Here is an 8,221-nt window from a genome sequence, read left to right on the forward strand (position 1 = left end):
CCCCAACCCAACCCGACGACATCGGAGGCATTCATTGGCATCAAAGCCGAATAGGCGTTACTGACTCACGCTCCTAGCCGCCGAGACCCGGCGTTGAGGCGGCCCCTGCCCCGGCGTCCGCTGCGCTAGACCGGCTCGCCCGCCGTGGTGACGGCGGCGGATGCCTCTCCGCCGGCATCCGCTTCTGGCTCACGTCCGTCGCGGTGCGGCGTCGTTCCCGAGAGCCGCAGCGTCGCGAGCAGGCCGAGGACGAGGAATCCGGCGGCCGCGAACGCGGAGTACCGGGTGCCCTCGCTGAAGGCATCGCGCGCGGCCGCTGCAACGGCAGGGCTCTGTGCTTCGAGGGCGGGGATCGCCGCTCCGGCACTGTCCACGACCGCGTCGACGACCTGGGTGCGCGCCGACTCCGGCAGCCCCGGCACGTCCGCGAGTTTCGCGTCGAGCGAGGCGCCAACCGAGGTGAACAGCACGGTGCCGAGCACCGCGATGCCGAGCGCGGAGCCGATCTGCCGCGCGGTCGAGGAGGTGCCGGACCCTTGTCCGCTCTTCTCGACCGGAACGTCCTTGAGCACGACTCCGGTCAGCTGGGCGGTCGCGAGGCCGACACCCATCCCGTAGACGAAGAGGAACGGCACGATCGCTAGCCAGCTGGCGTCCGCCGTGATCACCAGGCCGAGCCCCGCGACGCCGAGGATCTCCAGGACGATTCCGACCCGCACGATCGTTTCCGGGGACACCCGGTTGCCGTATGCGCCGGCGAATCCGCTCGCGACGAAGGAGCCGATCGCGAGCGCGAGCAGCACGAACCCGGTCTGGAGCGCGTCGTAGCCGAGCACGTTCTGCAGCCAGAGCGGCAGGGACAGGATGATGCCGAACTCTCCCAGAGACACGATCAGCGCCGCGATATTCCCGTTGCGGAATGAAGCGATCCGGAACAGTGAGAATGCGAGCAGGGTGGTCTTGCCTGCGCGCTGCCGGGAGAGGCCCCACAGGATGAACCCCGCGCCGGCGAGGAGGGTGATCGCGAAGGCGACCGGAATCGGGGAAATCGAATACGGCCAGGTGAAGCCGCCGATCACCATGGGCTTGTTGGTCAGCCACCAGCCGTAGCTGCGTCCCTCGATGAGTCCGAAGACGAGGCTGGCGCTCGTGAGCACCGAGAGCACGGCGCCGACGACGTCGACCCTGCGGGGTTCGCCGGCATCCTTCGACTCGGAGACGAAGACGAGCACACCGATGACGATGATCACTCCGAGCGGCACATTGATGCCGAAGGCCCAGCGCCAGGAGAAGTACGTGGTCAGCCAGCCGCCGAGGAGCGGCCCGACCGCGACCATGCCGCCGATCGTGGAGCCCCAGATCGCGAAGGCGATGCCGCGGTCGCGGCCGCGGAAGTTCGCGTTGATCAGCGACAGGGTGGTCGGGAGCACCATGGCGCCGCCGATGCCCTGGATCAGGCGGGCGCCGATCAGCAGGTCGCCCGATTGCGCCAGCGCCGCGAGAACGGATGCCGCGGCGAACAGCACGACGCCGAGGATCAGGATGCGACGGCGCCCGTACCGGTCGGCCAGTGTGCCGAAGACGAGCAGGAGGGCTGCGAAGACGAGGGTGTAGCTTTCCTGAACCCACTGCACCTGGGTCGACGTGATCGCGAGGTCCCGCACGATCGAGGGGATCGCGACGTTGATGATCGTCGAGTCGACGATGATCAGCGCGACGGCGATGCTGATGAAGACGAGGCCGGCCCACCGGCGGCGCGGGGACTCAGCCCGGGCGGAGGCAGTGGGGGTGGCTGGGTGCTGGTCGGTCATGCGATTACCATTCGGGTCGGCGGGGAGACGGGAAGTTTGGCCATGCGCAGGCGCGCGCCGACGGTCAGGGCGATCACGAGAACGACGGCGACGATGGCTGCGACACCGGCGGGCACGGAAGGCGGTGTTCCGCCGAGCCGTGCGACGGCGAGCCAGCCGAGCCCCCAGGCGAGGGAGACCGCAGGGGCGAGCCTGCCGTGACCGCTGATCGCAAGCAACCCGCCGACGACGGTGGCGACCGCGATGACGGCGACCGCCCAGAGGTCAGGGTCGAGCCCGAAGCCCGTGAAGCCGGCGACGACGAGAACGGCGGTCACGTTCGCAGCGGTCGCGACACAGACCCAGCCGAGGTAGAGGCCCATGGTCCCGTCGAGGAGGATCGTTTCGACGAGATTCTTCGGGCGTGAGGCCAGGGTGAGCCGGAAGGTCCAGACGAGGACAGCGAGCAGGGCCACGATGACGGGCACGCTGAGCCACAGCTGGTCGAACTGGATGCTCAGGATCCACGCGGCATTCAGGATCAGGGACGCCAGGACCGGGTATCCGAGCAGACGCTGACGGGGATCGCTCCGCTGCGCCGGCAGGCACTGCCAGATGGCGTACCCGACCAGGCCGAGATAGATCGGCGTCCAGATCGCGAACGCGGGGACGGCAGGGGCGATCAGGGTCGCGTCAGCGGCAAGCGCGCCGCCGGCGGCGTTCTGGATGGGAGTGCCGCCCGCGGCACCTGACCCGATGAAGGATCCGACGAGGGCGACGAGCGCGCCGATCACGACGAGGACCTGCCGCCGGAGATCTCGAGAATTCATCTCACTCTCCTAGATATAAGTCAACTGAACAAGATGACGTTAGCACCAGGGCGGGCGAAAGAACAGCGCAGGGTCCACTGATCCGTGATCCCTCGTTCGCGAATCATCGGGGTGCACTCGGCGGAGTGCGCTCGGAGGGGCTCGACGGGCCCCTGGATCAGTAGCTGAAGGCGATCGAGCAGGTCTGCTGGCTCGCGGTCTGGCCGCGCAGCCCGGCGATCTCGACGGGAGCAGCTGCATCCGTTGCCGCAGGCGTCGGAGTGCCCGTTGCCGCACCGGTGGCCGAGGGAGTGGGGGTGGGGGTCGGCGTCGGCGTTGCGGCCGGCGCCGCCGTCGGGTCGAGTTCGGCGCTGTTGCCGAGGGATTTGGCGTCGAGGGTGAAGGACTGGTCGGCCGTGACCGCGGCGAACAGCTTCTTGGCGAGGGCGGTCGACGGTACCAGCTTGTTGGTGTCCTGCGGGTCGGTCGCCGACGGGTATTGCACGAACACGAGCTGGTTCAGGTCGATGTCCTTCAGGGCGAGCGCCATGCCGACCATGGTCGGGATGTTGGCGAGGGACGTGGAGAGTTTCAGGTTCGTCCCCGCGGCCGTCGCGAGGGCCGAGAGCTTCGACACGTCGGTGAGCGTCGCGCTGCTCTTCATCACGCGCATCAGCGAGGACATGTAGGCCTGCTGCGAGGAGATCCGGGACAGGTCGCTGCCGTCGCCGACGCCGTGGCGGCTGCGCAGGTAGGCGAGGGCGGCGGTTCCGGAGACGACGCTCGTTCCCGCGGGAAGGTCGAGTCCCGTGTACGGGTCCTTGATCGCGTCGTTGAGGCAGACCGGGACGCCCCCGACGGCGTCGGCCATCGCGACCGTGCCCTCGAAGGAGATCAGACCCGCGTACGGAATGGTCAGCCCGGTCAGCGACGAAACGGTCGAGACCACGCAGCCGAGGCCGCCCCGTCCGAAGGACGCGTTCATGGCCGTGGACGTCGCGGCCTTCGCCACCTTCCCGGTAGCGGGGTCCGTGCACGCCGGCTGGTTGACGACGAGGTCACGGGGAATGCTGATCACGACCGCGCTCTTATGGTCGGCGGAGACGTGCAGCAGGATGTTGACGTCGTTGAGGGTGCCGGTGCGGTCGCCATAGGCTGCGGACTGGGTGAGGGAGTTGTCCACCCCGACGACGAGGACATTGAAGCCGCCCTCGAAGGAACCGAGCTGGGGAATCGCGGGCAGGTCGGTCGCCCCGTTGGAGATGTCGACCGCGTTAGCGGAGACCTTCGTTGCGAATTGGCTCACCGCGATGGCCGCAACGGAGACGCCGCTCACGAGGACGACGGCGAGCGTGAGCGCAAGCGCCTTGATCAGGGTCAGCATCGTGTGGCTGCGGCTCGGTCGGCGCCGATGGCGGATGAGCGTTGCCGCCCGTGCGTGCCTGCGGGCGTCCGCGCGACCCTCGGGTCTGTGATTCGTCAACAAAACCCCTTATTGCGTTCCATGGTCAAAATCTTCACGATAGTTGCCGGTCCCGGGTGTTTTCTGGACTCGGGCTATGAGACTCACAGAAACGGCTGTGTCAGGCTGGGAGGATGCTGATCAACCGGGTGCACCACATCGCCATCATCGCGAGCGACTACGAGCGTTCGAAGCGGTTCTACGTCGACGTCGTGGGCTGCACGCTCGAGGCGGAGTACTTCCGGGCCGAGCGCGACTCCTGGATGGGCAAGCTCGCCCTGAACGGCGAGTACATCCTCGAGTTGTTCTCGTTCCCGGATACCCCGCCCCGGCGCAGCGGCCCGGAGGCGCTCGGCCTGCGCCACCTCGCGTTCGAGGTCGACGACGTTCCCGGCACGCGCGCAGAGCTCCTCGGCACGGGCGTCGACTGCGAGGAGCTGCGGGTCGACCCGAACACGCACAAGGCGATGTTCTTCTTCCGTGACCCCGACGGCCTGCCGCTCGAGATCTACCAGTCCTGAGGGGCCCCTGCCCCGAGGGGCTACTCGGGGAGGAGCTCGAAGACGACGCCGTTGTCGCGGACGCTGATCCGCAGGCGGTCGAGGCTCGGCACGACGAGATCGGCGTCGAGCTGGTCCATGGTGTGCGTTCCGGCGACACCGATCGTCAGGCATCCGGCCGCGCGACCCGCCTCGAGGCCCGCCGGCGCGTCTTCGACCACGACACAGCGACGCGGGTCGGCGCCGAGCCGGGCGGCCGCAGCCAGGAACGGCTCAGGGAACGGCTTGCCGCGCGGAGTGTCGTCGATCGTGACGACGGTCGCCGGCACCGGGAAGCCGGCCGACTCGAGCCGGGCGAGGCACAACGAACGGGCGCACGAGGTGACGATGGCGCGGCGGCCCTCCGGCAGGCTCTGCATCAGTTCCGCGGCCCCGGGAAGGACCACGATGCCCTCGAGGTCGTCGAGTTCGAGTTCGAGTACCCGGCCGATCGACCACTCGATCTTGTCCTCGGGAACGAGCCTGGCGACCATCTGCCGGGCTGGCACCCCGTGTTCGGCCCCGGTGAACGACGGGCCGAGGCCCGCTTCGGCTCCCCAGCGCATCCACGCCCGGTTCACGGCCCGCGTCGAGTCGACCAGGGTGCCGTCCATATCGAAGAGGACCGCATCGAAAACCCGGCCGAGGAGAACGTGCCCTGTTGCACCATCCGTGCTGGTGCTCGTGCTGCTCTCCGTCATGCTTGCGGCGGTGGTGAGGCCCTGCTCCATGTGCTGTTTCCTTCCGTGAAGCCGCGATAGCCGGCTTCGGTACTCCTCCAATTCTCCCTCGTCTCCAGCCTCAGTACGCTGAACACCATGACTACAGCTGCCGTCGTCCCTCCCCTCGCCGCGAAGAAGCCCGTCGAACGCCTGCACCACAGCGACCTCTTCACCGACGACTACGAGTGGTTGCGCGACAAGGAAAGCCCGGAGGTCCTCGCCCATCTCGAGGCCGAAAACGCGTACACGGATGCCCGCACCGCGCGGCTCGCACCGCTCCGGGAGCAGCTGTTCGACGAGATCAAGGCCCGCACCCGCGAGACCGACCTCAGCGTGCCCGTGCGGGAGGGCCGGTGGTGGTACTACACCCGCACGGTGGAGGGCCAGGAATACGGCATCCACTGCCGCGCCCCGATCTCGGGCCCGGACGACTGGGCGCCGCCGATCCTGGACCCCGAAGCCGCCGACGCCGGAACGTCCGCCACCGTCCGGGCAGGCCTCCCCGGTGAGCAGGTGCTGCTCGACGACAACGCCGAGGCGGCCGGCCACGAGTTCTACGCCCTCGGCAGCTTCGACGTGAGCGCAGACGCCACCCGGCTGCTCTTCGCCGTCGACACCGAGGGTGACGAGCGGTACACGATCCGGGTGCGCGACCTCACGACGGGCGAGAATCTCACCGACGAGATCACCGATACCGGCGAAGACGCCCTGTTCGAACCGAGTGGCCGCTACCTCTTCTACACGACCGTCGACGAGGCCTGGCGCCCGGACACCGTCTGGCGGCACGAGATCGGCACAGACCCCTCGAGCGACGCGCAGGTCTTCCACGAACCCGACGACCGGTTCTGGGTCGGCATCGGGCTGACCCGCAGCCGCAAGTACCTGCTGATCGAGGCCGGCTCGAGCGTGACGACCGAGACCCGGCTGCTCGACACGAGCGACCCCACCGGCGAGTTCGCAATCGTCTGGCCGCGCCGCGACGGCGTCGAGTACGACGTGGAGCACGCCGTCCTCGCCGGGGAGGACCGGCTCCTCATCGTGCACAACGACCAGGCCGTCAACTTCGAACTCGTCGACGTCGCCGCCGGAGACCCGCACGGCCCCCGGCGGATGCTGCTGCCGCACGACGAATCCGTCCGGCTCGAAGGCGTCGACGCGTTTCGCGACTTCGTCATCGCCGAGTACCGGCGGGACGGCTTGACGCAGGTGGCGATCGCGTCGCTCGGGACCGAGGCCGAGGCATCCGCTGCGCCCGCCGACGCTGCCCGCCCGCTCACGTTCACCGAGCTTGCCTTCGACGAACCGCTCTTCACGGCAGGCACAGGGGCGAATCCCGAGTGGGAGCAACCGACGATCCGGTTCGGCTACACGAGCTTCGTCACCCCGTCGACCGTGTACGACCTCGTGGTCGCGACCGGAGAGCGCCGCCTGCTCAAGCAGCAGACCGTGCTCGGCGCGTACGACCCGGCGAGGTACGAACAGCGCCGCGAGTGGGCGACGGCCGCAGACGGCACCCGCGTGCCGATCTCGCTCGTCTACCGGAGTGACCTGGTCACCCCCGGCGAACCCGCGCCGACCCTGCTCTACGGCTATGGGTCCTACGAGATCAGCATCGACCCGACCTTCAGCATCGCCCGGCTCAGCCTGCTCGACCGCGGACTGGTCTACGCGATCGCGCACGTGCGCGGCGGCGGCGAACTCGGCCGGCTCTGGTACGAGCACGGCAAGGAGCTCGAGAAGCGCAACAGCTTCACCGACTTCATCGACTGCGCACAGCACCTGATCGATGTGGGGCTCACCGCGCCCGACCGGCTCGTCGCCGAGGGCCGCAGCGCCGGCGGCCTGTTGATGGGCGCCGTCGCGAACCTCGCCCCCGAGCTGTTCTCCGGCATCCTCGCCGGCGTGCCGTTCGTGGACCCGCTCACGTCGATCCTCGACCCCTCGCTGCCGCTCACGGTCATCGAGTGGGACGAGTGGGGAGACCCGCTGCACGACCCTGAGGTCTACGCGTACATCAAGTCCTACTCACCGGTCGAGAACGTTCGAGACACGCACTACCCGCGGATCCTCGCGGTCACGAGCCTCAACGACACCCGCGTGCTCTACGTGGAACCGGCGAAGTGGGTCGCGCACCTGCGCGAGGTCGGGGCGGATGTCCTGCTCAAGACCGAGATGTCCGCCGGCCACGGCGGGGTGTCCGGGCGCTACGCCCGCTGGCGGGAAATCGCCTTCGACAACGCGTGGATCCTCGATGCGGCCGGGGCGCATCCGCTGCCCTGAGCTGCGGGAGCGTGAGAGCATGGGGGAATGTCGCAGACCGGGCCCCCTGCACCGGCGCCGGGGTGGCGGATGCGCGCCCAGACCCCCGCTGGACCGCCCGCCGGAGTACTGGGGAGCGCTGCGGCTTCCCCGGGAACCGCCGCCCCGACGGCGATGGGACTCCAGTTCGAGCTGCGCGAGCTGACCCCGCGCACCGATGAACGCTGGCGCGGGCCGACGGCGCAGACGGTCACGAGCCTCCGCGGTGGCCACGGCACGCTCAGGCTCGGCGTGCGCCCGGTCGTCCTGAACGCGCGTGGCAACTGGGTGCGTGGCAGCGTGACATGGAACCAGCTGAGCTTCCACGTGAACCGGCTCGCCCTCAACCCCGAGCACAAGCGCTGGCTCAGCGAACTCTGGGCCCTGAACCGCGCGGTGCGCGGGGTGTACACGAACCAGGAGGCCGACTGGCTCTACCTCGACGACTTCGAGAGCTCCCTGCTCTGGGCCCACCTCGGCGAAGCGCGCCGGCTCGGGATCGCGCTCGTCGGCACGAAGAAGGGCGCGACCGTGCCCTCGAAGGAGATCAGACCCGCGTACGGAATGGTCAGCCCGGTCAGCGACGAAACGGTCGAGACCA

6 protein-coding genes and 1 pseudogene are annotated in these 8,221 nt (G+C 68.9%); 3 read left to right on the forward strand and 4 right to left on the reverse strand.

The window, feature by feature from the left end:
• Positions 1–125 precede the first annotated feature (125 nt).
• From QN345_RS12720 to QN345_RS12730, 3 genes are all read right to left on the reverse strand, one after another.
• Entirely contained in the window at positions 126–1,811 is a 1,686-nt protein-coding gene (locus QN345_RS12720) for a DHA2 family efflux MFS transporter permease subunit (protein WP_322135379.1), read from the reverse strand.
• A complete protein-coding gene (locus tag QN345_RS12725; protein ID WP_322135378.1) occupies positions 1,808–2,620 on the reverse strand; it encodes a TspO/MBR family protein in 813 nt (270 codons plus the stop codon). The genes QN345_RS12720 and QN345_RS12725 overlap by 4 nt, the downstream gene beginning before the upstream one ends.
• A gap of 157 nt (positions 2,621–2,777) precedes the next feature.
• Positions 2,778–4,082 carry an LCP family protein gene (locus QN345_RS12730; RefSeq protein WP_322135377.1) on the reverse strand — a complete coding sequence of 435 codons (1,305 nt, stop codon included), beginning with the start codon at positions 4,080–4,082 and terminating at the stop codon, positions 2,778–2,780.
• Positions 4,083–4,195: 113 nt separating this feature from the next.
• Here QN345_RS12730 and QN345_RS12735 point away from each other — a divergent pair, with 113 nt between their 5' ends.
• Complete coding sequence (locus QN345_RS12735; RefSeq protein ID WP_322135376.1) at positions 4,196–4,582, forward strand: VOC family protein; 387 nt, start codon at positions 4,196–4,198, stop codon at positions 4,580–4,582.
• 20 nt (positions 4,583–4,602) lie between these two features.
• On the opposite strand, the gene QN345_RS12740 is transcribed toward QN345_RS12735, so the two are convergent.
• Complete coding sequence (locus tag QN345_RS12740; protein ID WP_322140920.1) at positions 4,603–5,331, reverse strand: HAD-IA family hydrolase; 729 nt, start codon at positions 5,329–5,331, stop codon at positions 4,603–4,605.
• Positions 5,332–5,418: 87 nt separating this feature from the next.
• Between QN345_RS12740 and QN345_RS12745 the strand changes: the two genes are divergently transcribed.
• Together QN345_RS12745 and QN345_RS12750 are read left to right on the forward strand one after the other, a co-directional pair.
• Positions 5,419–7,602 carry a S9 family peptidase gene (locus QN345_RS12745; protein ID WP_322135374.1) on the forward strand — a complete coding sequence of 728 codons (2,184 nt, stop codon included), beginning with the start codon at positions 5,419–5,421 and terminating at the stop codon, positions 7,600–7,602.
• 27 nt (positions 7,603–7,629) lie between these two features.
• Positions 7,630–8,221: pseudogene (locus QN345_RS12750) on the forward strand (hypothetical protein); the annotation flags it as partial.

It is taken from the genome of Cryobacterium sp. 10I1, assembly GCF_035019805.1.
Taxonomy (GTDB): Bacteria; Actinomycetota; Actinomycetes; order Actinomycetales; family Microbacteriaceae; genus Cryobacterium; species Cryobacterium glucosi.